Annotated in this window: 22 protein-coding genes; 14 read left to right on the top strand and 8 right to left on the bottom strand. The window is 66.3% G+C overall.

All coding sequences use genetic code 11. The annotated features are described in order from the left end of the window. Window positions 1-13: 13 nt before the first annotated feature. The 4 genes from MNR01_RS16365 to MNR01_RS16350 all read right to left on the bottom strand — a co-directional run bounded on the left by MNR01_RS16365 (window position 14) and on the right by MNR01_RS16350 (window position 7,991). Window positions 14-5,260, bottom strand: coding sequence for an RHS repeat protein (locus MNR01_RS16365; protein WP_241918775.1), 5,247 nt, complete (start codon window positions 5,258-5,260; stop codon window positions 14-16). Window positions 5,261-5,712: 452 nt separating this feature from the next. Continuing rightward, a complete protein-coding gene (locus tag MNR01_RS16360) occupies window positions 5,713-6,570 on the bottom strand; it encodes a cyclase family protein (RefSeq protein WP_241918774.1) in 858 nt (285 codons plus the stop codon). A 51-nt stretch (window positions 6,571-6,621) separates the two neighbouring features. Beyond that, on the bottom strand, window positions 6,622-7,518 hold the full coding sequence (locus MNR01_RS16355) for a DMT family transporter (protein WP_241918773.1): 897 nt from the start codon (window positions 7,516-7,518) through the stop codon (window positions 6,622-6,624). A 71-nt stretch (window positions 7,519-7,589) separates the two neighbouring features. Continuing rightward, entirely contained in the window at window positions 7,590-7,991 is a 402-nt protein-coding gene (locus MNR01_RS16350) for a cupin domain-containing protein (protein ID WP_241918772.1), read from the bottom strand. Between the two features lie 141 nt (window positions 7,992-8,132). Between MNR01_RS16350 and MNR01_RS16345 the strand changes: the two genes are divergently transcribed. The 8 genes from MNR01_RS16345 to MNR01_RS16310 all read left to right on the top strand — a co-directional run bounded on the left by MNR01_RS16345 (window position 8,133) and on the right by MNR01_RS16310 (window position 13,289). After that, complete coding sequence (locus tag MNR01_RS16345) at window positions 8,133-9,017, top strand: LysR substrate-binding domain-containing protein (RefSeq protein WP_241918771.1); 885 nt, start codon at window positions 8,133-8,135, stop codon at window positions 9,015-9,017. 245 nt (window positions 9,018-9,262) lie between these two features. Beyond that, window positions 9,263-9,694, top strand: a complete 432-nt coding sequence (locus MNR01_RS16340; protein ID WP_241918770.1) for a YciI family protein — start codon at window positions 9,263-9,265, stop codon at window positions 9,692-9,694. A gap of 26 nt (window positions 9,695-9,720) precedes the next feature. Next, window positions 9,721-10,050, top strand: coding sequence for a YciI family protein (locus tag MNR01_RS16335; RefSeq protein ID WP_241918769.1), 330 nt, complete (start codon window positions 9,721-9,723; stop codon window positions 10,048-10,050). Window positions 10,051-10,075: 25 nt separating this feature from the next. Then, window positions 10,076-10,489, top strand: a complete 414-nt coding sequence (locus MNR01_RS16330) for a VOC family protein (protein ID WP_241918768.1) — start codon at window positions 10,076-10,078, stop codon at window positions 10,487-10,489. 6 nt (window positions 10,490-10,495) lie between these two features. After that, window positions 10,496-10,903, top strand: a complete 408-nt coding sequence (locus tag MNR01_RS16325) for a VOC family protein (protein ID WP_241918767.1) — start codon at window positions 10,496-10,498, stop codon at window positions 10,901-10,903. Between the two features lie 28 nt (window positions 10,904-10,931). Then, on the top strand, window positions 10,932-11,360 hold the full coding sequence (locus MNR01_RS16320) for a YciI family protein (RefSeq protein WP_241918766.1): 429 nt from the start codon (window positions 10,932-10,934) through the stop codon (window positions 11,358-11,360). A gap of 35 nt (window positions 11,361-11,395) precedes the next feature. Beyond that, complete coding sequence (locus MNR01_RS16315; RefSeq protein ID WP_241918765.1) at window positions 11,396-11,956, top strand: SRPBCC family protein; 561 nt, start codon at window positions 11,396-11,398, stop codon at window positions 11,954-11,956. 52 nt (window positions 11,957-12,008) lie between these two features. Continuing rightward, a complete protein-coding gene (locus MNR01_RS16310; RefSeq protein ID WP_241918764.1) occupies window positions 12,009-13,289 on the top strand; it encodes an RNA polymerase sigma factor in 1,281 nt (426 codons plus the stop codon). Window positions 13,290-13,291: 2 nt separating this feature from the next. On the opposite strand, the gene MNR01_RS16305 is transcribed toward MNR01_RS16310, so the two are convergent. The 3 genes from MNR01_RS16305 to MNR01_RS16295 form a co-directional block, all read right to left on the bottom strand. Further along, window positions 13,292-13,654, bottom strand: coding sequence for a DUF1428 domain-containing protein (locus MNR01_RS16305; protein WP_241918763.1), 363 nt, complete (start codon window positions 13,652-13,654; stop codon window positions 13,292-13,294). 87 nt (window positions 13,655-13,741) lie between these two features. After that, on the bottom strand, window positions 13,742-14,362 hold the full coding sequence (locus MNR01_RS16300) for a YceI family protein (RefSeq protein ID WP_241918762.1): 621 nt from the start codon (window positions 14,360-14,362) through the stop codon (window positions 13,742-13,744). Window positions 14,363-14,486: 124 nt separating this feature from the next. Continuing rightward, window positions 14,487-14,828, bottom strand: coding sequence for a TfoX/Sxy family protein (locus MNR01_RS16295; RefSeq protein ID WP_241918761.1), 342 nt, complete (start codon window positions 14,826-14,828; stop codon window positions 14,487-14,489). A 154-nt stretch (window positions 14,829-14,982) separates the two neighbouring features. On the opposite strand from MNR01_RS16295, the gene MNR01_RS16290 reads away from it, so the two are divergent. The 4 genes from MNR01_RS16290 (at window position 14,983) to MNR01_RS16275 (ending at window position 19,002) form a co-directional block, all read left to right on the top strand. Continuing rightward, a complete protein-coding gene (locus MNR01_RS16290; protein WP_241918760.1) occupies window positions 14,983-15,924 on the top strand; it encodes a DMT family transporter in 942 nt (313 codons plus the stop codon). A gap of 137 nt (window positions 15,925-16,061) precedes the next feature. Beyond that, window positions 16,062-17,702, top strand: a complete 1,641-nt coding sequence (locus MNR01_RS16285) for an AAA family ATPase (RefSeq protein ID WP_241918759.1) — start codon at window positions 16,062-16,064, stop codon at window positions 17,700-17,702. Between the two features lie 4 nt (window positions 17,703-17,706). After that, entirely contained in the window at window positions 17,707-18,462 is a 756-nt protein-coding gene (locus tag MNR01_RS17515) for a general secretion pathway protein GspB (RefSeq protein ID WP_241918758.1), read from the top strand. Between the two features lie 144 nt (window positions 18,463-18,606). Continuing rightward, window positions 18,607-19,002 carry a DoxX family protein gene (locus MNR01_RS16275; protein WP_241918757.1) on the top strand — a complete coding sequence of 132 codons (396 nt, stop codon included), beginning with the start codon at window positions 18,607-18,609 and terminating at the stop codon, window positions 19,000-19,002. Window positions 19,003-19,100: 98 nt separating this feature from the next. Here the strand turns inward: MNR01_RS16275 and dbpA are convergent, their stop codons facing one another. Beyond that, entirely contained in the window at window positions 19,101-20,489 is a 1,389-nt protein-coding gene (gene dbpA, locus MNR01_RS16270; RefSeq protein ID WP_241918756.1) for an ATP-dependent RNA helicase DbpA, read from the bottom strand. Window positions 20,490-20,629: 140 nt separating this feature from the next. On the opposite strand from dbpA, the gene MNR01_RS16265 reads away from it, so the two are divergent. Next, window positions 20,630-21,208: a hypothetical protein gene (locus MNR01_RS16265; protein WP_241918755.1), complete on the top strand. Its 579-nt coding sequence runs from the start codon at window positions 20,630-20,632 to the stop codon at window positions 21,206-21,208. A gap of 100 nt (window positions 21,209-21,308) precedes the next feature. After that, on the top strand, window positions 21,309-21,803 hold the full coding sequence (locus MNR01_RS16260) for a sigma-70 family RNA polymerase sigma factor (protein WP_241920659.1): 495 nt from the start codon (window positions 21,309-21,311) through the stop codon (window positions 21,801-21,803). Window positions 21,804-21,808: the final 5 nt, after the last annotated feature.

Here is a 21,808-nt window from a genome sequence, read left to right as displayed (position 1 = left end):
ATGAGCATCCTGTTCATAGCGTCTTCGGCCCCTTCCACGCGGAGCAGCCGGCTGCGTTGCAGGCACGCACCCAGAAGCTGCGGGTCTGCTTGATCCAGTCGGTGTAGGAGTTGTACGGCCCGCTGTACACAGGGGCGCCCGGGCTCGCACCCACCGCCACCTCGTAGTAAGTCGCTCCGGAAACAGAGGGCCACCACAGATTGGTTTCCTTGGCCGGCGGACGCACGGAATTGTCGTACTCCACCGATCCATCAAGCGAGGCGGGCATTGCCGGTATCGGAGGCGGCAGGCTGACAACGACCGTGGCGGTACCGCTCCACGTCGCGCAGCCGGACGCATTGCAGCCGCGGGCACGATAGCCATAGCTGCCATCGCCCTTGCCGCCGATGCCGAGACTGGTCTGGGCGGCATTCAGGATCAGCGTCCAGCCGCCTCCGTTGACCTGCTCTTCCAGTTGGTAGGTGCTTGCGCCGCCCACGCCTGACCAGCTCACGGTGTAGCTTCCGTTGCCGCTGCTGCCAGGAACGCTGATCGATGGCGCTCCAGACGGTGGCAACAGCACGCTCGTGGTGGTCGTGCCCGAATAAGGTCCGCAACCCGCGCCATTGCATCCACGCACGCGATAGGCGTAGCTGCCTGTCCCCCTGCCGCCGATTCCGGCGCTTGTCGCCGAGGAGTCCTGCAGCAGCGTCCAGGCACCGCCATTGGCGCTCTCTTCAAACTGGTACGCGTTGGCGCCGGCAACGCTGGTCCATGTCACCGTGTAGCTGCCACTGCTGCTCGATCCGGGCGAAGAAATCCCCGGGGCGCTCGCAGGTGCGTAGTACACGGCGACCGTGACGGTCGACGACGCCGGACCGCAACCGGCCGGGTTGCATGCTGCGACCCGATACGCGTGGTTTCCTGCTGCCTTGCCGGAGTAGGACCTGGCCAAGCCAGCGCCGTCCTGCACCGTGCTCCAGCCTGCACCGTTCGAGTTCTCTTCCAGGACATACCGGCTGAGTCCGCTGACCGAGGTCCAGCTGACGGTGTAGTTGCCATTGGGTGCCTGGGCCGGGGCCGAGATGGAAGGAGAAACCGAAGGCGGCAGTTCGACTGCCACGTTCGCCTGCCCGCTCCAACCGCTGCACGCGCCGGCGTTGCACGCACGAATCTGGTAGCCGTAGTTGCCTCCCGCCTTTCCGCTGACCCCGTAGCTGGTGGCGGCACTGGAGTACACGCCCTGCCATGCGCCGCCGTTGGTCGACTCCTGCAACTCATATCGAGTGGCACCACTGATCTGGGTCCAGGTGATGCTGTAAGAACCGCTCGGGCTGTACGACGGTGCAGTCAGCACGGGCGCCGCAGGAGCAAGCACGCTCTTGACCTTGGCCACCAGGCTGCCGGCCAGCGTGACGTAGTGAAAGCGCGTGGAGCGTCGCTGGTCATCCTGGTAGCGAAGGACGCCGTCGTTTCCATAGAACGACAGCAGATCGCCGGCATTGCCCAGGATCGGGTCCGTCGCCTGGATCCGCCGCCCATGGCCATCGTACCGATAGGTTTCCTTGCCGACTGCTTCACGCAGGCGATTGCCGAAGTCGAACTTGAACAGCTGGCCGCTCTTGTCCTTGAGATTGCCCTGGTCGTCGTAGTCGAAGCCGTCGACCGTGCCGTCGGTGGGGGTTCGAATGCTGGTGAGCCGGTTCTTCAGGTCATACCAGTAAATGTTGTCGCGCACGCCCGGCAACCGGGACGATTTCAGGTTGTCCAGCGTGTCGTAGGTGAACTGGGCCTGGCCGGTACCGCCGAACGCCAGCGAACTGGTTGAAGTCAACCGGTCGAGGCCGTCATAGCCCATCTGCCGGTCGGTGTTGGCGACGACGCCATCGAGGATCTGCGCGACGTTTCCGTTCTTGTCGTAGCTGTAGACGTTGTTGAGGACCGCACCATCGGTGACCTGCCCCGGCAACTGCCGGTCGTTCTGGGTCATCAGATGGACTACGCCATTGCCGTAGGTGAACTGCTTGACGGCGCCGTTGGGGTAGTAGCGGACATTGGTCGCATAGGTCCCCGCCCTGGTGGGCTGCCCCAATGCATCGGGTGCGTAATCAACGGAGAACAGCTCCGGATAAGTCAACAGGGCCAAGCTGCCGTTGGCATCGTAGCCGTACCCCATGCTCCACTGGTAACGACCCGGCTGCTCCAGCGTCTCGCTGGTCAGCAGGCGCCGCTTGTTGTACTGGTACGTGTTGATTGCCTGCGTCGTGTCGTTCTGTGTGGTGATCGATTGCGGCAGGCCATCCGGCGTGTAGTTCCAGACCTGGTCGCCATTGCCGACACCACCCCCCTGGGGCACAGGAAACACCAGAGTCTTCAAGCGATTGCGCGCATCGTACGTACGGTTCACCACGCTGGCGGAGGCCCAGGCTTCCTGCTGGTTGCAACTCTGCAGGCTTGTCAGGCCACCGAGGCCGGCTGCGGAACGCACGAGGTTCCCGGCTCCGTCGTAACCGAAAATGCTGATTCCCGTTTCAGGCTCGATCGATTTGCACAGCAGCTGGTCGGCCTGGTAGACGTACTGCCGGTCCACCCGCTCGGTGCTGTTGGCGTTGCGACGGGTCAGCGTCATGGGCTTGCCGAATACATCGCGTGCGATATCGGTGAAAGCCCCTTCCGGGTGCTGAATCCAGACCGGCTTGTCGTACACCGGGTTGTCGAACATCTGGAATCCCGAGAGCGTCGAATACTGCCGAGGGCTGGTGACGCGAACCTGCGCGCCCGCCAGATATTCGGTGCGGGTGCTCAGTACGCCCTGCTCGCTATCCTGCGATACCGACGTCACGCGCCCCAGCGCGTCGTACTCCGTCCACGTTCCCGTGCTGGGGCTGCTCGCAGTGTGAGGATAGGAAGCAAACGTCACCCGTCCATCGTGGTCGTACGTGAAGCGCTGGAACCGCTGGGTTCCGGCCGCATCGGCGTAGTCGTACTCCCAGGTCAGTGCCGGACGCCACAGGGCGTCGTAGTACGTCATCTTTCGTGCATTGCCCGTGCTGATCGTCTGCCGCCAGTGACCGGCCGGCAGGCCGTACTCGGGGTCAAGGACGGCCTCGAACACCTGAGTGGTCGGGCTCCAGGCCACCCCATCGCCGGCGGGATACGAAATGCTCGCCAAGCGGCTCATCAGGTCGTAGCTGTAAGTCGTCGCGAAGCCGTTCTCGTCGGTCACCCTGGTGACCTCGCCAAGGTCGTTGACCTCCACCGACAGCAGGGCCCCCGCCGGCGCCTCGGGCGTGGGCGGATACTGGACCGTCTGCGGAATGCCGCGCTTCCAGTTGCTCAGCCGGGTGACGTGGTCGTTGCCATCCTTGACCGTATCGATCGTTCCGTCTGCGTTGTAAGCAAGCGTCTGCTGGAGCTTCCCGAACGAATAGGTCCTGAGGGGCAGCGCGAAACTGGCGTCGTAGTCGGTTTGCGACATGACCATGCCTGCGCAGCTGGCGGGCGCGATGCACGTCGTCGACGCCACCTGGCCCATCACCCAGCGCGTGGGATTGTCGCTGTACGCCACGCGCTCGGACCGCGTGAAACCCAGCGAGCTGGAACGCACGGTATCGATGGCCCGTGCGAATCCATCGAAGGATGTGTTGTTCTGCGAGAACGTCGCTCCGTCCTGGGTGATTGTCGTGCTGGTGATGGGCGTCCAGCGACCGTCGGCTTCGAAATTGTTCCGGTTCTCACCGGTCCATCCGATCATCAGCGGCCACGGAAACGGATTGGCTCCGTTCCACTGGGCGGTCGCGTAGGTGTAGTCGATCGATCGCTTCAGCACGCCGGACGCGGAATACGACTCTTCTCGTACCAGTTTGTTCTCCGTCTGATCGGGACGGTTGCTGAAGTAGCTGCGCACACGCTCCGAACCGGGATCGACGACGTCGGTCCATACCTGCGATGCGCACCCGGAAGCGCAATCTTCCGCGTAGCTTCCGTTGGGTGGTGAGTAGGTGTAGGTCCACTGCTGATCGGGGAGGCCGGGCCCGCTGACGAATTTCGTGGTCAGCGCCAGGCCGGTGTAAAGCTTGGGATTGGCCGCGTACTCGGTTTCCCCGTAGATCGAGAATCCTTCGCAGTGCTTCTGCACGTAAGAACGACCGAATACCTTCTTTTCGAAACTGTAGGTGGCTTTGGCACCGGAAGGTGTGTAGATCGTGGCCTGGCGAATGCCGATCGGCGGGTTCGGGTTCAGCTGGTCACAACCATAGAACGAGTAGCTCGAGAAGAAATCGATACCGAACTCGCCGTCGTACCGCCACTTGGCGCCATCCGGCAGGATGACCTCGGCCAGCCCTTCGGCGTCGTAGGTGTAGTTCCATGTCCTGGCCAGTGCACCGGTGCCGACGGTGATCGACGAAATGCCGCCGGCACCGCCGTGATTCAACGTGACCAGGCGACCGTCGCTGGCGGTGATGGTCGTGAGCTTGCCGGCGTCGTACCCGTACGTCAGCCAGTTGCCGAAGCGGTCCTCCACGCGCGTGACCAGCATCGAAGCGGCACGGCGAAACAGGGTGAAGACCAGCGTGTATCCCTTGGGCGGCATGTCGGGAAACGCCTTCGCCATGCCGTCGTACCCGGTGTAGCTGAGGTAGTTGAACCAGTACTTCGTGCCGTCAGGCGCAATGGCCAGGAAGGCCTCGCCAGGTTCACCGTTCGCCGTCGATGGAAGGCAATCCACTACCCAGTTGTCGCTGGTCCCGATCTTGTATTGCGGATACGGCATTCCTGCCGTGCGCTGCAGGAGTTTGTGGTCGGCGCCGTTGTCGTCGACGAGCTGATAGCCCGCCCACCAGTCGGCGGCGAGGAACTCCACCGAGCGCCCCCCGTAGGTGACGTCGCCAGGCTCGCGGAAGTGCGTGCACCTTGCGTCCTTGTCGGGCGCGTTGACCTGCCAGCCAAGGGGGCTGGTGGGGTCCATCGTGCTGCCGCGATCAAAGGAACTGTCGTTCGCGGTGATCGTCTTGATCCGTGGAATGGCCAGTTCCCAGGCCGACATGTGGTTGCCGGACGAGAACTCGCGGCCAAGGCCGTCCTGGACGCCAGTGGTCCGGATGATCCGGATCGTGGGGCCGTTCCCTGGCACTTCGATGTCGACGTTGCGGAAGCTGGTTGAGCCGTCGCGCAAACTGATCTGATCGCCAAACTCGGTGAAGGGCGTGACCGCCTTGGCTTCACTCAGGGAGTTCTTGTACTGCTGGTCCGGCGACACGGCCGACACCGTGCCGGTCACTGCCAGCGCTGTCAGCAGCAGGACGGTTCGCGATAACGCAACGTTGAGAAGCGGTCTGCGGAGTAGGCTGGAAGAACGACTGCGTCCAAGCGGATAACCACACGTCATACGATCATTCCCTGTCGTGACTACGTGATTTCTGGCGGCATGCAGGGACGGTGCAGTCAGGCAGCTCGAGCCGCTCCGGCGCAAACGCGCACGACAGCCGACAACGGCGTGTCGCCCACTGCGAGCGCCCAACTCGAATCACGTGCCTGGAAATAACGCGGCGTCCGGGAATCCCCATGCGACTGGTACTGCGCCAGTCGCTACAGCCTGAAGTGTCCCCACACTTGGCGTTGCACTGCTCCCCGACAAAATTACTGGGACATTTCAACGGCGACTGTCAACTTGAACTTGCCAAATATTGACGGGCGTCACATGTTTGGAAAGATCGTTGGCAACTGTGGGCACTACGCCAGGCGTGCCATCGCCCGCACCGGGAACGTACCGGCGCCCTTCACCTTCGGCGGAACCGCGCTGAAGGTGAAACCCTGCTCGACGATCAGGATCTCCGCGCCGAGGAGGGTCGAATGCACCGGGCGTTCGCCACCGCGCGTGTCGTCGATGTTCATCGAGTCGATGCCGACCAGGGCGACGCCGCAGTCGCGCAGGTAAGCGGCTGCGTCCTCGGTCAGGTACGGATGCTCGATGGCATAGCCCGGTTCGCGCCAGTAGGCATCCCAGCCGGTATGGACCAGGACGGCGCGACCGCGCAGTTCCTTGTCGCGGAACCACGAGGCGTCGATCGCACGGACCTGGCGATGGTCGGCGCGGATGACGATCCCCTCGAGGTCGGCGAATGCCGCGATCCCGACCTGCGACAGGTCGTGGCCATGCGCGTACCGGTGCGATGGGCAGTCGATATAGGTGCCGGCGTTGGCGACCATCTCGATCTTCGCGATCTGGAACTCGGTGCCGGCGGCGTACTTCGCGCGCGACTGCTCGCGGCTCAGGAAGTCGCAGATGCGCGCGGCAGGCAGGCCCGGGTAGGTGACCAGGCCGTCCTCGATGACATGGCTGAGGTCGATGTAGGTGCGCCGCGTCCCGGCGCTTCCCGACTTGCGCTTGTGCGGCTCGGTGATGATCTTCTTGTTGAGGATGCGGGCCGGACCGACCATCAGCAGGCGCAGGTCGCGGACGATGTAGTCGACCAGCGCGGCATCGGCGATGTCGTCGCCGTCGATGTCCAGGCGGAAGTCCTGGCCCTGGATACCGCCGCCGTTGGTGAACTCCAGGTCGAAATCGAAGACTACGCGCTTGTCGGTCATGGGGGTCCGTGGTCGTGTGGTCTGGTTGTCAGGCGTCAGGGTCGTCAGTCGTCACTTTGCTGCGCGCTGGCTCAACGCCACGCTGCCGAGGATCATCACACCGGCGATGCCCATCTTGATCGTCAGCGGTTCGTCCAGCAGCAGCCAGGCCCATGCCACGCCGAACACCGGGATCAGGTAGGTCACGGTCGAAGCGCGGCCGGCACCGATGCGGGCGATCAGCCGGTAGTACATGACGAACGCCAGGCCGGTGCAGAGCACACCCAGCATCGCCGCGGAGAACCACGATTTCATGGGGATCGGATCGGACGGCCAGTTGGCGATGGCGAACGGCAGCGTCAGCAGTGCCGCCACGCCCAGCGTTGCCGAAGCGACCGCCGCCGGCGGAAGGCCGGTCAGGTGACGACGCACCAGGTTGATGCCGACGCCGTACAGGAACGAAGCCCCCGCGCCCGCCGCCACCGCCCAGCCGATGCTGGCGCCGGCAGTCTTGTCGCTGGCCAGCACGACCACGCCAACAAAGCCGGCGACCAGTGCGATCGCCCGCCGCGAACCGATCTTCTCGCCGAAGAACAGGAAGCCCACCAGCGCGGTGAACAACACCGTCATCGCGTTGGTGATCGCGCCCACGCCAGCCGGCGCGGTCTTGGCCGCCCAGGCGAACAGCATGAACGGCATCGCCGAATTCAGCGCACCAATGATCGCCAGCTTCGGCCACAGCTTCGCCGGGAACTGCGCGCGTGCGCGCCACAGGAACGGCAGCAGGACGAGGGAGCCGAGGGCCAGTCGAACCTCGACCAGCGCCATCGCGCCGAAATCACCGGCCGCCACGCGCATGAACAGGAACGAGGCGCCCCAGATGGCGCCGAGCAGGCCCAGTTCGAGCGGCGTGATCCAGCCGCGTTCGTTCATGCCGGAAAGACTGGAAGTGGATGCAACGCTGGTCATGCCAAACCTCGTGTGGGGACGACCTCGTGGGGGAGGACGTATGCGGGAACGAAGGTCGACGCGCGGGCGAGTCAGCCCTGCGTCGGGTGATAGCAATGCGTGATGGATTCCGAACTTCCGCCTGCGGCAAGGAAGGCGGCGTAGCCAAGGTTCACCCCGATCAGGCGTACGCCACTTTCGGTGTGCGGGCGATGCCGGCTGTCGGGTGCGAAGTACACGTACGTTCCGGCGCCGTGGCGGGTTTCGCCCTCGATCACCTCGCCGCTGATCACGTAGTACGACTCACCCGTCTCGTGGTGGTCCAGCACCGGCCACTGCGCGCCGGGCGCCATGTCCACCACCCACATGCGCAGTCCGGGGCCGGCAGGCAGGTCGCGACGCAGGCAGCCAGGGCCGACCTCGATCGCCGGTACCGCCTCGATCGACAGCGCCTGCATCGGCAATTGCGGCGTCACTTCGTGCAGATGGCCCATTGCTCCGCTCCTGCGGTCGGGCACCGGGGGTGGCGCCCATCGACTAATCTGGCTCTTGCCAGACCGCTATTCTGATTACCTGCCGGCGCTGCACAAGCGCATACTTTGGCTGTCAGACACAAATCAGATTTGAGGCTCGACATGGCACTGCGCGCGGACTGGCTGCCGGCCCTGACGGCATTCGAATCGGCGGCCCGGCACCAGAACTTCGCCCACGCCGCCGAGGAGCTGCACCTGACTGCCAGCGCAGTCAGCCACCACGTGCGCAAGCTCGAGTCGCGGCTGGGCGTGGCCCTGTTCCAGCGCCACGCGCGCGGGGTCGCCCTGACCGCCGACGGCCGCAAGCTGGCCGACGCCGCCGGCAGCGCCCTGGCCGACGTCGACGGCGTGTTGCGCAGCCTGCGCTCGGGGCGCGAGGACACCGACCGCATCCGCTTCACCACCCTGCACTCGCTCACCTACACCTGGCTGACGCCGCGCCTGGCCGAGTTCACCCGGGCGCACCCCAACCTGCGCCTGAGCATCGACACCGAAGTCGCACTGACCCGCTTCGACGACCCCGGCCCGGACTTCGGCATCCGCCACGGGCCGGGACACTGGCCCGGCCTGACCGCGCACTTCCTGATGGACGAAGGGCTGCTGCCGGTGGCCGCGCCAGACTTTCCGGGCATCGAGCAGATCCTTCAGCCTGCCGATGTCGCCAGGCAGCCACTGATCTCCGACCACTCGCGGCAGGGCTGGCACGACTGGTTCCGCGCCGCCGGCGTGCATGGCGCCAAGTTCGACGAGCGCCTGACCTTCACCGACAGCACTGGGGCGATGAATGCCGCCGTGTTCGGTATGGGCATCGCCCTGGCACGCTCGCGCATCGTCGGCCCCTACCTCGAAAGCGGGCGCCTGCAACGGTTGCCGGTACCGACAGTGAAGGCGCGCTGGGGCTACTACGTGGTGTACCCCTCGCACCGCCGCCTGCGTGCGGCCGCGCAGACATTCGTCGACTGGTTGCTGGCGCTGCCGAAGGATTGAACCCTTTTCGTCATTCCCGCCAAGGCGGCAATGACGGTGAAAGCCCCTCTCCCGTTTACGGGAGAGGGGTTGGGGTGAGGGCCGCAGAAGACCATGCAATGAATTGCCGAAGCGTCGTCCGCCGCTCCGCAGACAGCCATGCCACCTCGCTGAAAAAAAACTTCGACCCCGTGTCGATCCCGCCCACTCCCGTTCGTCATCCTGACAAGAGCCCCACTGCGGCGGTTCGAAAACAGGAGACAACAATGCGCTTCATGGTCATCGTCCGCGCCAATGCGGACTCCGAAGCCGGCGTGATGCCGAGCGAAGAACTGCTGACCCAGATGGGCCGATACAACGAAGAACTGGTCAAGGCCGGCGTGATGATCGGCGGCGAAGGCCTGCAACCCAGCAGCAAGGGCGCCCGCGTGCGCTTTGCCGGCAAGCAGCGCACCGTCATCGACGGCCCCTTCGCCGAAACCAAGGAACTCATCGCCGGCTACTGGCTGTTCCAGACCGGCTCGCTGGCCGAAGCCGTCGAATGGGTCAAGCGCGCACCGCAACTGTTCGACAGCGAAGAACCGTGCGAAGTCGAGATCCGCCAGATCTTCGAAGGCTGCGACTTCGGCGCCGAATACACCCAGCAACTGCGCGATCAGGACGACCGACTGCGCGAACAGATCGCCGCGCGCCAATAAACCACCACCCGAAACGAGGCCTCCCCATGCAGTTCCTCATGCTCTACACCCCCGACTCGAAACAACCCGCCTGCGACCAGGACATGGCGCAGATGCAGCAGTTCATCGAACGCAGCCGCGCCGCCGGCGAACTGCTCGCCACCGGCGGCCTGTTCGCCAATCCCACGCGCATCCGCCGCAACGACGGCAACTACACGGTCGTCGACGGACCCTATGCCGAAAGCAAGGAAGTCATCGCCGGCTTCGCCCTGATGGAGCTCGCATCGGAAGTGGCCGCGCTCGACGCAGCGCACCGCTTCCTTGCCATCGCCGGCAATGGCGTCTCCGAAATCCACCGCATCGCCGGCGGCAACTGACCCCCCACTCCACCCAGGACAGTCCATGAAGATCAACGCCTACCTCACCTTCAACGGCAACTGCGAAACCGCGATGCGGTTCTACGCGCAGGCGCTCGGCGGCACGCTCGACCCCATCACCACATTCGGCAACAGCCCGGCCTGCGACCACGTGCCGGCCGAGCACCACGACAAGATCATGCACGCCCGCCTGCAGGTCGGCGACCAGGTGCTGATGGCATCGGACGGCATGCCGACCGACAGCTACGACGGCATCAAGGGATGCGCGATCGCGCTCAACGTCGACACCGTCGCCGAGTCCGAGCGCGTGTTCAAGGCACTGTCGGAGAAGGGCCAGGTGATCATGCCGCTCGACAAGACCTTCTGGTCGGCCAGCTTCGGCATGTTCGTCGACCAGTTCGGCGTCAGCTGGATGGTCAACTGCGAGAGCGAGGCCTGATCCGCCATGGCCAGCCAGATCTACCTCAACCTCCCGGTCAAGGACCTCGACCGCTCGGTCGATTTCTTCGAGAAGCTCGGCTACTCGTTCAATCCCGACTTCACCAACGAACAGGGCGCCTGCATGGTGGTGTCGGACAACATCTGCGTGATGCTGCTGACCGAAGCGTTCTTCCAGACCTTCACCCGCAAACCGGTCCACGATGCGACCACGGCCACCGAGGCGATCGTCTGCCTGTCGATGGACAGCAGCAACGCCGTCGATGCAATCGTCGCCAAGGCGGTGGCCGCCGGCGCCAGGACCCACTTCGATGCCAGCGACCAGGGCTTCATGTACGGCCATGGCTTCGAAGACCTGGACGGCCACCTGTGGGAGTTCGTCCACATGAAGCCCGATGCGGTGCCCAACTGCTGACCTCCCTGTCCACCACGGAGATGCCACCATGCGATTCATGATGCTGATGATCCCCAAGGGCTACGAATCCGCCGCACCCGGCACGGTGCCCGAAGCCGCCGCCGTCGCCGCGATGATGAAATACAACGAGTCCCTGCAGAAGGCCGGCGTGCTGCTCGCGCTGGACGGACTGCACCCGCCGTCGATGGGCGCGCGGGTGAGTTTCAGGGACGGCAAGCCGCAGGTCACCGATGGCCCCTTCAGCGAAGCCAGGGAAGTCCTTGGCGGCTACTGGATGATCCAGGTGAAGTCGCGCGAGGAAGCCATCGCCTGGGCCTCGCGCTGCCCGGCCTCCGACAACGAAGTGATCGAGATCCGCCAGGTGCAGGAACTGGCCGACTTCCCCGCCGACGTACGCAAGGCCGCCGCCGGCCTGCAGGACATGCAGCAGCAAGCCGGTTCGCCCCCCAAACATTGACCCACACTTTCTGAACCCACGGAACGGAGTTACGAATGTTCAAGTTCATCGCCATCGCCGTCGTTGTACTGATCGCGGCCATCCTCATCTTCGCCGCCACCCGGCCGGACACCTTCCGCGTCGAACGCCGCGTCCACATCCAGGCACCACCGGAACAGGTGTTCGCGCAGATCAACGACTTCCACCGCTGGCAGGCGTGGTCGCCGTACGAGAAGCTGGACCCGCAGATGCAGCGCGAGATCGGCGGCGCCGCGCAGGGCATCGGCGCGACCTACCGCTGGGACGGCAACAACAAGGCCGGCGCCGGTCGGATGGAGATCGTGAAATCGGTGCCCTCCTCGCGGATCGAGGTCCAGCTCGACTTCAGCCGACCGATGCAGGCGCGCAGCTCGGCACAGTTCACGATCGTGCCGCAGGGCAATGGCAGCGAGGTCACATGGTCGATGAATGGCGACATGCCGTATGTCTCCAAGGTGTTCAGCGTGTTCGTGAACATGGACCGCATGATCGGCAAGGCTTTCGAGGAAGGGCTCGGCAACCTCAAGCAGCTGAGCGAGCACGGCAGCACCGCGACACCGCGCCTGGAAGGCGCGTGATGCCACTTCGAGCACTTGCAACGACACAACGTCGGTGGTGTGATCGGTCGCCATGACGGCGACCGACATCCACCGCAGCATCGATGCCGTATGGCGCATCGAATCGGCCAAATTGATTGCGACGCTCGCGCGCATGGTGCGCGACGTCGGCCTGGCCGAGGAACTGGCCCAGGACGCGCTGGTCGCGGCACTGGAACGCTGGCCTGAAACCGGCGTTCCCGACCAGCCCGGCGCCTGGCTCATGGCCACCGCCAAGCACCGCGCGATCGATCGCCTGCGCCGCAGCAAGCTGCTGCAGCGCAAGCACGAGGAACTCGCGCGCGAACTGGAGGCCGAACAGGAGAGTGCCGATGATGCCCACCTGGACAAGCTCGACGACCCGATCGGCGACGACCTGCTGCGACTGGTGTTCACCGCCTGCCACCCGGTGCTGTCGACGCCGGCGCAGGTGGCACTGACGCTGCGGCTGCTCGGCGGCCTGAGCACGGACGAGATCGCGCGTGCGTTCCTGGTGCCGGAACCGACGATCGCCCAGCGCATCGTCCGCGCCAAGCGCACGCTGGCCGACAAGCAGGTGCCCTACGAAGTCCCGCGCGGCGAGGAGCTGGCGCAGCGCCTGTCGTCGGTGCTGGCCGTGGTCTATCTGATCTTCAACGAAGGCTATGCCGCCACCGCGGGCGACGACTGGATGCGCCCTGGCCTGTGCGAGGACGCGCTGCGCCTGGGCCGCATCCTGGCCGGGCTGGTGCCGAACGAGCCGGAAGTCCACGGCCTGGTCGCGCTGATGGAAATCCAGGCATCACGCTCTGCGGCACGCGTGGACGTCAACGGCGAGCCGGTGCTGCTGCTCGAACAGAACCGCGCCCGCTGGGACCAGCTGCTGATCCACCGCGGGCTGGCGGCGCTGGAGCGTGCCGAGAAGCTCGGCTCGGTGCGCAATCCGACGCGCGGCCCCTACACCCTGCAGGCGGCGATCGCGGCCTGCCATGCGCGCGCGTTGACCGCCGAGGAAACCGACTGGGCCAGCATCGTCGGGCTCTACGGCGCACTGGCGCAGCAGGTGCCGTCACCGGTGGTGGAACTCAACCGCGCGGTGGCGCTGTCGATGCTGTTCGGCCCAGCTGCCGGCCTGGCACTGGTGGACGCGTTGACCGGCGATCCGTTGCTGAAGGATTACCACCTGCTACCGAGCGTGCGCGGCGACCTGCTGCGCAAACTCGGCCGCTTCGGCGAAGCGCGGGAAGAGTTCGAGCGCGCCGCGGCCATGACCCGCAACGCGCGCGAACAGACACTGCTTAGGCAGCGCGCGGCCGAGTGCCTGGCCGAAAGCTGACCTCAGAGCGAAACGATCGGCTTGAAGCCGCCCCAGAACATGCGCTTGGCGTCGAACGGTGAATTCTTGGGATCCATCATGTCGGCCAGACGCGGGTCGTTCATGACCTGCTTGTTGATCTTGTCACGCTGTGCGCGCGTCTTGTAGGTGATCCACGAGAACACCACGACTTCGTCGGCCTTGAGCTTCACCGCCTGCGGAAACGAGGTGAGCTTGCCCGGCTGGACGTCGTCTGCGACGCATTCGTTGACCTCGAGCGCGCCGTACTCGCGCCAGATCTTGCCGGCCTTGCGCGCCATCGCGCGGTATGCGGCCAGGTTCTTCTTCGGCACCGGAATTACGTATCCATCAACGTAGAAAGCCATCGTTTTCTCCTTCTTCATGGGGCGACTGTGCAGTCGCATGATCCGGCATCGGCTGTTAGCGGGCCGGCAAGAAGATGCTCGGCAAGGTCACGGCGCCTGCGCCGCCACCTTGTCTGCTTCGACCTGGACGGCTTCAACTTGAATGCGCAGCGTCACGTTCATGTCGAAGCCGTAATCCTTGCCGGCGTCGATGCCGAATTCGTCGCGGCGGAACGTGCCCAGCGCGTCGGCGCCGCACAGTTCGCGCTTGTGCAGCGGATGCGGGATGCACTTGAAGCGGTCGATGGCCAGGTCCAGCGGTCGCGTCACGCCGCGCAGCGTCAGCTGGCCGGTGACTCGCGTCGGCGCACCATCGCGGAAATCGGCCAGGCGCCCCTTGTAGACCGCCTTCGGGTACTTGCCGGCATCGAGCAGGTCGGCCTCGCGGGCCTTGTCGTTCATGACGTCCAGGCCATAGTCGACGCTGGCGGTATCGATCGTGACTTCCACCGTGCCGGTGCCGGCGGACTTGTCGAGCGAGATCTCGCCCTGGCTGGAGTTGAACTTGCCACGCCACACCGACACGCCCATGTGGTCGGCTTCGAAGCTCGGGAACGTGTGGCTCGGGTCGATTTCGTAGCGGACCGGCCTGGCGGCGGCCGAAGCGGCCACGGCCAGCAGGGTCGCTGCCATTGCAATACGGACGGAAGCGGAGCGTTGGAAAGTCATGACTGGGTTCCGGGAAAGGATGGGATGCAGGCCGCCTGCGGTCGATCCGCGATGGCGGCCTTCATTGTCATGACGAACGGGCACGGGCGAAATCGACATCGCCGTGCCGGGACCGCGCGAATGTCTATTTGCGGCGCTTCGACGGGGTCTTGCGCAGCGCGGCGGCGTAGGCGAGCTCCGCCCAGGGTTTCATCGCCTGCGGCGAATCCATGGCCGACGCCGGCAGTGACCAGTAGCTCATCCGGATAGGCAGCTGCTGCCCCCGGTAGACGTACGGCTCGCTGCCCGCCGCCTCGAAATGCAGGCGCGTCTCGTTGTCGACCTTCAGGTACAGGGCCTCCTCGAGGACCACGCCGATCAGCGCCCCCTCGAGGTACACGCCATGGCCGCCGAACATCGCACGCGTCGTCACCCGGCCCATCCCGTCGAGCAGGTCGTGCAGATGGGCGATGAAGGCATTGCTCATGGACCTGCGATCCGTGGGTTCCGGCTACTGCAGTCTGCGCCCCATTGCGGCGCCCCGTCCCATTTCGTCCGTTCCGCCCGGCGCCGCGACGATTTGCCGGCAACTGCGGCGACAATAGGCTCCCCTCGCCCACCACGCCTTCATTGGCGACCGCATGAACCCGACCAGCAAGGCGCAACTGCAAATCCACTTCTGCGTGCTGCTGTGGGGCTTCACCGCGATCCTCGGCAAGCTGATCACGTTGCCGGCATTGCCGCTGGTGTGGTGGCGGATGCTGATCGTGGTCGCCGCGCTGGCACTGCTGCCGCGCGTGTGGCGCGGGTTGCGGGCGATGTCGCCGCGGCTGATGCTGGCCTACGCCGGCATCGGCGCGCTGGTGGCCCTGCACTGGCTGACCTTCTACGGCGCGATCAAGCTGTCCAACGCCTCGGTTGGCGCGACCTGCATGGCGCTGGGCACGGTGTTCGTGGCAATGATCGAACCGTGGCTGACCCGCACCCGCTTCTCCAAGCGCGAGCTGGCCCTGGGCGTGATGGTGCTGCCCGGCGTGGTGCTGGTGGTCGGCGGCGTGCCGGCGGGAATGCGGGCGGGCATCGCCGTGGGCGCAGTCTCGGCCCTGCTGGTGGCACTGTTCGGCTCGCTCAACAAGCGCCTGGTCGAACACGGCGATCCGCTCACCGTCACCGCGCTGGAGCTGGGCGCCGGCACGCTGATGCTGACCCTGCTGGCGCCGCTGATGCCGCTGCTTTTCCCGGCCTTCGCCGGCCCGCTGCTGGTGGTACCCAGCGGCCACGACATCGCCCTGCTGCTGGGCCTGGCACTGGCCTGCACGCTGCTGCCGTTCACGTTGTCGCTGGTGGCATTGCGCCACATGAGCGCGTTCGCACAGCAGCTGGCGGTGAACCTGGAGCCGGTCTACGCGATCGTGCTGGCCGCGCTGCTGCTGGGTGAACAGCGCGAACTGACGACCACCTTCTACGTCGGCGTGGTCATCATCCTGGCTGCGGTGTTCGTGCACCCGCTGCTGGGCAAGCCCCGGCGCCTGCAGCATCCGGAAGTGCTGGGAACGGCCGAGGCCAAGGGCGCGGCGGACTGAGACCGCGAAGCAAAGTCACTGGATCCCCGCCTTCGCGGGGGGGGGCAAATACCGCAGACCGGGAAATGAATTGCCGGAGCGTCGTCCGCCGGGCATTCTGTGGCAGGCTTACCGCCATCACCCCCTGCAGGTTGCGCATGTATCTCGAGCACTACGGCCTGACCGAGCCGCCGTTCTCGATCACGCCGGACCCGCGTTTCGTGTTCCTGAGCGAGCGCCACCGCGACGCACTCGCGCACCTGCTGTTCGGCGTCGACCAGGGCGGCGGCGGCGGCTTCGTCCAGCTCACCGGCGAAGTCGGCACCGGCAAGACCACCCTCTGCCGCCTGCTGCTGGAACAGATCCCCGAGACCACGCGCGTCGCCCTGGTCCTCAACCCGCGCCTGACCCCAGTCGAACTGCTGGAGACCATCTGCGAAGAACTGCACCTGGACCTCGACAGCATCCGGGCCCAGGGCAACCGTGGCAGCCTCAAGGCACTGGTCGACGCCCTCAACGCCTACCTGCTCGACGCATACGCACAGGGCCTGCGCGTCGTACTGATCATCGACGAAGCCCAGAACCTGTCCGTCGACGCACTCGAACAGGTCCGCCTGCTCACCAACCTCGAAACACCTACGCAGAAACTGCTGCAGATCGTGCTGCTGGCCCAGCCCGAACTGCGCACGATCCTGGCCCGCGACGACCTGCGCCAGCTCGCCCAGCGCATCACCGCGCGCTACCACCTCACCCCGCTCGACGCCGCCGAAACCGGCGAGTACCTGCGCCATCGCTTCCGCGTCGCCGGCGGCCAGCATTTCCCGTTCAATGCCGGTGCCGTCAAGCGCATCCATGCCCACGCCGGCGGCGTACCCCGGCTCATCAACAACATCGCCGAGCGCAGCCTGCTGGCCGGCTATGCCCACGATGCCAGCCAGATCGACGCACGCAAGGTCGATCTCGCCGCGGCCGAAGTACTGCCCGGGCAGGCACGACGCTGGTGGCCAGCGAAGGCGCTCGTGACCATCCCGCTTGCCGTCGTCGCCATTGCCCTGCTCGCACTCGCAGCAACCCTGTGGTGGCCGCGCGCTCCCGCGATGGCGCCGGCCACGGCGTCGACGCCGGCACCTTCGGAGGTGGCGCTGAAGCCGGCACCCGCGACCGCGCAGCCGGCGCTGGACGCGGTTGCGTTCGCCGCCCGCCTCAGAACTACCGCTCCCTCGCCGGCGCTCGCCTGGGGCCAGCTGCTTGCGCGCTGGCAATTGCCGGCGGGCGCCAACGAAATCGCCGCCGCGGCGGCGTGCCCGCCGATGCTGGCAACCGATGTCTACTGCCTGCGTGGCCGCGCCAGCCTCGACGCGCTGATCGCACAGGATCGCCCCGTGCTGCTTCTGCTCAAGCACGACGGCGCCAGCACCTGGTCGACGCTCGAAGGCGCCGACGCACGGCAGGTGCGACTGCGAATGGGCAACGACCTCGTCGCGATCGACCGGATCGCCCTGCAGCAGTTCTGGGACGGCGAGCATGCCGCGCTATGGCGCGCGCCGGCCTTCCTTGCCGACACGCCGCGGCTGGGTGGCCAGGGCGCCGCCACCGACTGGGTGCGCGCGCGCCTGCAGCCGCGATACCTGCCTGCCCAGGCAGGCGCGGCGACCTTCGACATTGCCATGCAGGAGGCGGTGCGCCGGTTCCAGCGTGACCACGGACTCGCCAGTGACGGCCTGGTCGGCCCGGCGACACTGCTGGCACTGGCCGCGACCGGCACCGACGGTCCGCGCCTGCAGACGCCCGGGAAGTGAATCGATGTCACTGATCCTCGATGCCCTGCGCAAATCCGAAGCCGAGCGCCGCCGCGGCCAGGCGCCGGACCTGTTTGCCGAGCTGCCGCCGCTGGTCACGCGCGCGGCGACGCGCCGGCCGCTGTGGGCATGGTGGCTGGCGGGTGGTTTCGCCGTGCTTGCCTCGCTGTGGCTGCTGCGCGACGTCGCATCGACGGCCGGGGCGGTGACGGTGCCGACGGTCGATGCGTCCACCCAGGCTGCCAGCGCTGCACCGGATCCGGCGATGGCGATGGCGGCTCCTGCGTCAATCGCGGACTCCATGCCGATCGCGCCTGCGCGCCAGAAACCCGCGGCCCTGCGGCCCACCCCCGAACCGGTGGCGTCCGCGAGCCTGCCGCCGGCGGCCAAGGCTGCACCGCCTCAGCCCACGCCTGAACCGGTCTTGCCGCCGCCCCAGCTGGCGCCGGTACAGGTGGCCAGCGTGACCCCGCCAGCGCCCGCGGCCATGCCGGCGCCCGCAGCCATTCCAATGCCCGCCCCGGCTGCCACCGCACCGCTGCGCCTGGCCGACCTTTCGGCAGGTGAGCGCGAGCAGCTGCCGGCGCTGAAGATCAGCATGCATATGTGGGCCCCGGCCCCGGACCAGCGTTTCGCGATCATCGACGGGGCCCGGGTCGGCCAGGGCGACCGCGTCGGCGATGCGGTGGTCGAGGAGATCGCCGCCGACAGCGTGGTCCTCAACTGGCACGGCCAGCGCGTGGCGCTGCCGATCCACTGACCTGCCGGCGCGCCGCAGTTGCGCGGGAACCCGCGCTGGCGTGACCATCAGCGGGTCGCCGCCCTACCGGTTCCGTCTCCGCACGCTTCGATCCATCCAGCCAGCATCCATCCAGCCAGCACCTATCCAGCAAGGGGTTCCGCCATGAACAGCAGTACCCAGCAAGACATCGGCAAGCTGATCCTGCGTCTCGCAGTGGGCTCACTGGTTTTCCTGCACGGCATCAGCAAGCTCGAGGGCGGCCTGGACGGCATCATCAAGATGGTCGAGACCCAGGGCTTCCCCGGTTCCTTCGCTTACGGCGTGCTGATCGGTGAGGTGCTGGCGCCGCTGCTGATCATCACCGGCTTCTTCTCGCGCATCGGCGGGATCCTGGTCGTGATCAACATGCTGTTCGCGCTCTACCTGGTGCACCTGGGCGACCTGGGCAGGCTCAACGAACAGGGCGGCTGGGCGATCGAACTGCAGATCATGTTCCTGGCGACGGCAGCGGCGGTCGCGCTGCTCGGGCCGGGCAAGTACGCGTTCAACGAGCGCTGACCGCTTGAAGCCCCTCGCCCGCTTCGCGGGAGAGGGGTTGGGGTGAGGGTGGCTTGCGGGTGACGTGTCGGGTCCCGGGTGCGCTGCGCTTACCCGGGCTACATTTTGCTGACGCGAAACTTGCGGCCCTTGATCTTGCCTTCGCGCAGCCGCGCCAGTGCTGGCGCGGCCTGCGCACGGGCCACGGCGACATACGAGCGCGTGGCGAACACGTCGATCTTGCCGACGGCATCGGCCTTGAGCCCGGCATCGCCGGTCAGCGCGCCGAGGATGTCGCCCGGGCGCAACTTGTCGGTGCGGCCTGCATCGATGCGCAGCGTCACCATCGCCGCCGCGGGCACGCCCGAGGCCTTGCCGGCGAGCGGGGTGGCCTTGTACCAGATCAACGGCACGCCCTGGCGCTCCTCGATGGCGCTGGCGCGCGCCTGCTCGCGCGGCCCGCACAGGCTCAGTGCCAGGCCTTCGCTGCCGGCACGGCCGGTGCGGCCGATGCGGTGCACGTAGATGTCCGGATCGGGCGGCATGTCGTAGTTGACGACCATCGCCAGCTCCTTGACGTCGAGGCCGCGCGCGGCGACGTCGCTGGCAACCAGCACGGTGCAGCTGCGGTTGGCGAAGCGCACCAGCACTTCGTCGCGGTCGCGCTGTTCCATGTCGCCGTGCAGCGCCAGCGCGGTGAAACCGTAGTGCGCCAGCGAGGCGGCCACCTCGTCGACGTCGCGACGCATGTTGCAGAACACCACGCACGACTCGGGCTTGTACTGCAGCAGCAGCGCCGCCAGCAGCTGTGTCTTCTTCGTTTGCTCGGCCTCGTAGAAGCGCTGGTCGATGGCGGCGTGCTGCTCGTCGCCTTCGACCGTGACTTCCATCGGCTCGCGCAGCAGGCCGCGGCTGATCTCGCGCACGGCCTCGGGAAAGGTCGCCGAGAACAGCAGGCTCTGGCGCGATTTCGGCGTCTTGCCGACGATCTCGCGGATCGGTTCCTCGAAGCCCATGTCGAGCATGCGGTCGGCTTCGTCGAACACCAGCGTGCGCAGCGCCGACAGGTTGAGCGCGCGCTTGCGCAGCAGCTCCTGGATCCGCCCCGGCGTGCCGACGACCACGTGCGGCGCGTGCTCGAGCGAGGCAAGCTGCGGGCCCAGCGGCATGCCGCCGCACAGGATCGACAGCTTCAGGTTGGGAATGGCGAAGGCGAGCTTGCGCAGCTGCTTGCCGACCTGGTCGGCCAGTTCGCGGGTCGGGCACAGCACCAGCGCCTGGGTGGCACCCAGGGCGGGATCGAGGCGATGCAGCAGGCCCAGGCCGAAGGCCGCGGTCTTGCCGCTGCCGGTCGGCGCCTGCGCGATCAGGTCGCGACCGGCGAGGATCGCCGGCAGGCCGCCGGCCTGCACGGGCGTCATCTTGGTGTAGCCCAGTGCCTGGACGCCCTGCAGCAGGGCCGGGTCCAGGCTCAGGGAGGCGAAATCGTCGGAAATCTTCTCGTTCATTCCGCCATGATCGCAGCTATCGGCAGAGCACGGGCTCGGTGGGGCCCCGCCATCGCGGCGACAAGCCGGGATGAGGGCCCCGTGGACCCCGGTTTGGCTATGCTGCCGCCATCGGCCCTCGGCCTGCCCGGACGCAGTGCATGAACACCGACCCGCTGTTCACGCATATCCGCATCGTGCTCGGCATCGTCCTCGGACTGGGCCTGACCACGCTGCTCAAGGGCATGGCCCGCTTCGTCCAGCACCCCGGCCGCGACCACATCTACTGGGTGCACATGGGCTGGGCGATCTCCATGTTCATCCTGCTCGTGCATTTCTGGTGGTGGGAGTTCGGCCTCAGCCACGTCCATCCGTGGAGCTTCGTCGCCTACGCCTTCCTGATCCTGTACGTGGTCGTGTTGTTCCTGTTGTGCACGATCCTGTTCCCCGACGACCTGGCCGAGTACGCCGGCTGGCGCGACTACTTCCAGTCCCGCCGCGGCTGGTTCTTCGGGATCATGGCCATGCTGTACCTGATCGACTTCGGCGACACCCTGATCAAGGGCCACGAGTACTACCGCCGCTTCAATGTCGAATACCCGATCCGCAACGTGGCGATGATCGGCCTGTGCCTGATCGCGATGAAGGTGCGCTCGGAGACCTTCCACCGCTGCTTCGTGGTCGGAGCGATCGTCTATGAGCTGAGCTGGATCTACCGCCTGTACGACTATCTCGATTGAACGGGCCGGCTCGGGGGTCGACTGTGATGATTTCCGCCTGCCTGCGAATCATCTGTTCGACCAGGCAATGGACGCGTTCGCGATGGAGCACACCGCCAGCATGACGGCCGATATCCGGCAGCAGTTCGAGGCCCTGCTCCAGGCCCACCGCGGCATCGTCTTCAAGGTCGCCGCGACCTACGCCGCCCACGCCGAAGACCGCGCCGACCTCACCCAGGACATCGCCGCACAACTGTGGCGGGCCTTTCCGGGTTACGACCCGCAGCGCCCGTTCCCCACCTGGATGTACCGGATCGCGCTGAACGTGGCGATCTCCTGGCTGCGCGGCGAAGGCCAGCGCCGCCGCACCGTATCGCTCGACGACAGCCTGCATGAGGTTCCCGACGAACAGGGCATCGACGTCGAAGCACGGCAACGCCTGGAGGTGTTGCAGCGCTTCATCGCCGGACTCGACCCGATGCACCGCGCCCTGCTCCTGCTCTACCTGGAGGACCGCAGCTACCGCGAGATCGCCGAGATCCTCGGCATTACCGAAACCAACGTGGCCACCCGCATCAGCCGGCTCAAGCAGCGCATCCGCCAGGACGTGGCGTGAGCGCC

Source organism: Lysobacter sp. S4-A87 (assembly GCF_022637455.1).
Classification (GTDB): domain Bacteria; phylum Pseudomonadota; class Gammaproteobacteria; order Xanthomonadales; family Xanthomonadaceae; genus Lysobacter_J.
This window is presented reverse-complemented; position numbering and strand designations above follow the sequence as displayed.

What these genes read in the sequence shown, in the direction of transcription:
- MNR01_RS16360 (WP_241918774.1), bottom strand. Translation starts at nt 6,570, where the DNA reads ATGACCGACAAGCGCGTAGTCTTCGATTTCGACCTGGAGTTCACCAAC.
- MNR01_RS16355 (WP_241918773.1), bottom strand. Translation starts at nt 7,518, where the DNA reads ATGACCAGCGTTGCATCCACTTCCAGTCTTTCCGGCATGAACGAACGC.
- MNR01_RS16350 (WP_241918772.1), bottom strand. Translation starts at nt 7,991, where the DNA reads ATGGGCCATCTGCACGAAGTGACGCCGCAATTGCCGATGCAGGCGCTG.
- MNR01_RS16345 (WP_241918771.1), top strand. Translation starts at nt 8,133, where the DNA reads ATGGCACTGCGCGCGGACTGGCTGCCGGCCCTGACGGCATTCGAATCG.
- MNR01_RS16340 (WP_241918770.1), top strand. Translation starts at nt 9,263, where the DNA reads ATGCGCTTCATGGTCATCGTCCGCGCCAATGCGGACTCCGAAGCCGGC.
- MNR01_RS16335 (WP_241918769.1), top strand. Translation starts at nt 9,721, where the DNA reads ATGCAGTTCCTCATGCTCTACACCCCCGACTCGAAACAACCCGCCTGC.
- MNR01_RS16330 (WP_241918768.1), top strand. Translation starts at nt 10,076, where the DNA reads ATGAAGATCAACGCCTACCTCACCTTCAACGGCAACTGCGAAACCGCG.
- MNR01_RS16325 (WP_241918767.1), top strand. Translation starts at nt 10,496, where the DNA reads ATGGCCAGCCAGATCTACCTCAACCTCCCGGTCAAGGACCTCGACCGC.
- MNR01_RS16320 (WP_241918766.1), top strand. Translation starts at nt 10,932, where the DNA reads ATGCGATTCATGATGCTGATGATCCCCAAGGGCTACGAATCCGCCGCA.
- MNR01_RS16315 (WP_241918765.1), top strand. Translation starts at nt 11,396, where the DNA reads ATGTTCAAGTTCATCGCCATCGCCGTCGTTGTACTGATCGCGGCCATC.
- MNR01_RS16310 (WP_241918764.1), top strand. Translation starts at nt 12,009, where the DNA reads ATGACGGCGACCGACATCCACCGCAGCATCGATGCCGTATGGCGCATC.
- MNR01_RS16305 (WP_241918763.1), bottom strand. Translation starts at nt 13,654, where the DNA reads ATGGCTTTCTACGTTGATGGATACGTAATTCCGGTGCCGAAGAAGAAC.
- MNR01_RS16300 (WP_241918762.1), bottom strand. Translation starts at nt 14,362, where the DNA reads ATGACTTTCCAACGCTCCGCTTCCGTCCGTATTGCAATGGCAGCGACC.
- MNR01_RS16295 (WP_241918761.1), bottom strand. Translation starts at nt 14,828, where the DNA reads ATGAGCAATGCCTTCATCGCCCATCTGCACGACCTGCTCGACGGGATG.
- MNR01_RS16290 (WP_241918760.1), top strand. Translation starts at nt 14,983, where the DNA reads ATGAACCCGACCAGCAAGGCGCAACTGCAAATCCACTTCTGCGTGCTG.
- MNR01_RS16285 (WP_241918759.1), top strand. Translation starts at nt 16,062, where the DNA reads ATGTATCTCGAGCACTACGGCCTGACCGAGCCGCCGTTCTCGATCACG.
- MNR01_RS17515 (WP_241918758.1), top strand. Translation starts at nt 17,707, where the DNA reads ATGTCACTGATCCTCGATGCCCTGCGCAAATCCGAAGCCGAGCGCCGC.
- MNR01_RS16275 (WP_241918757.1), top strand. Translation starts at nt 18,607, where the DNA reads ATGAACAGCAGTACCCAGCAAGACATCGGCAAGCTGATCCTGCGTCTC.
- dbpA (WP_241918756.1), bottom strand. Translation starts at nt 20,489, where the DNA reads ATGAACGAGAAGATTTCCGACGATTTCGCCTCCCTGAGCCTGGACCCG.
- MNR01_RS16265 (WP_241918755.1), top strand. Translation starts at nt 20,630, where the DNA reads ATGAACACCGACCCGCTGTTCACGCATATCCGCATCGTGCTCGGCATC.
- MNR01_RS16260 (WP_241920659.1), top strand. Translation starts at nt 21,309, where the DNA reads ATGACGGCCGATATCCGGCAGCAGTTCGAGGCCCTGCTCCAGGCCCAC.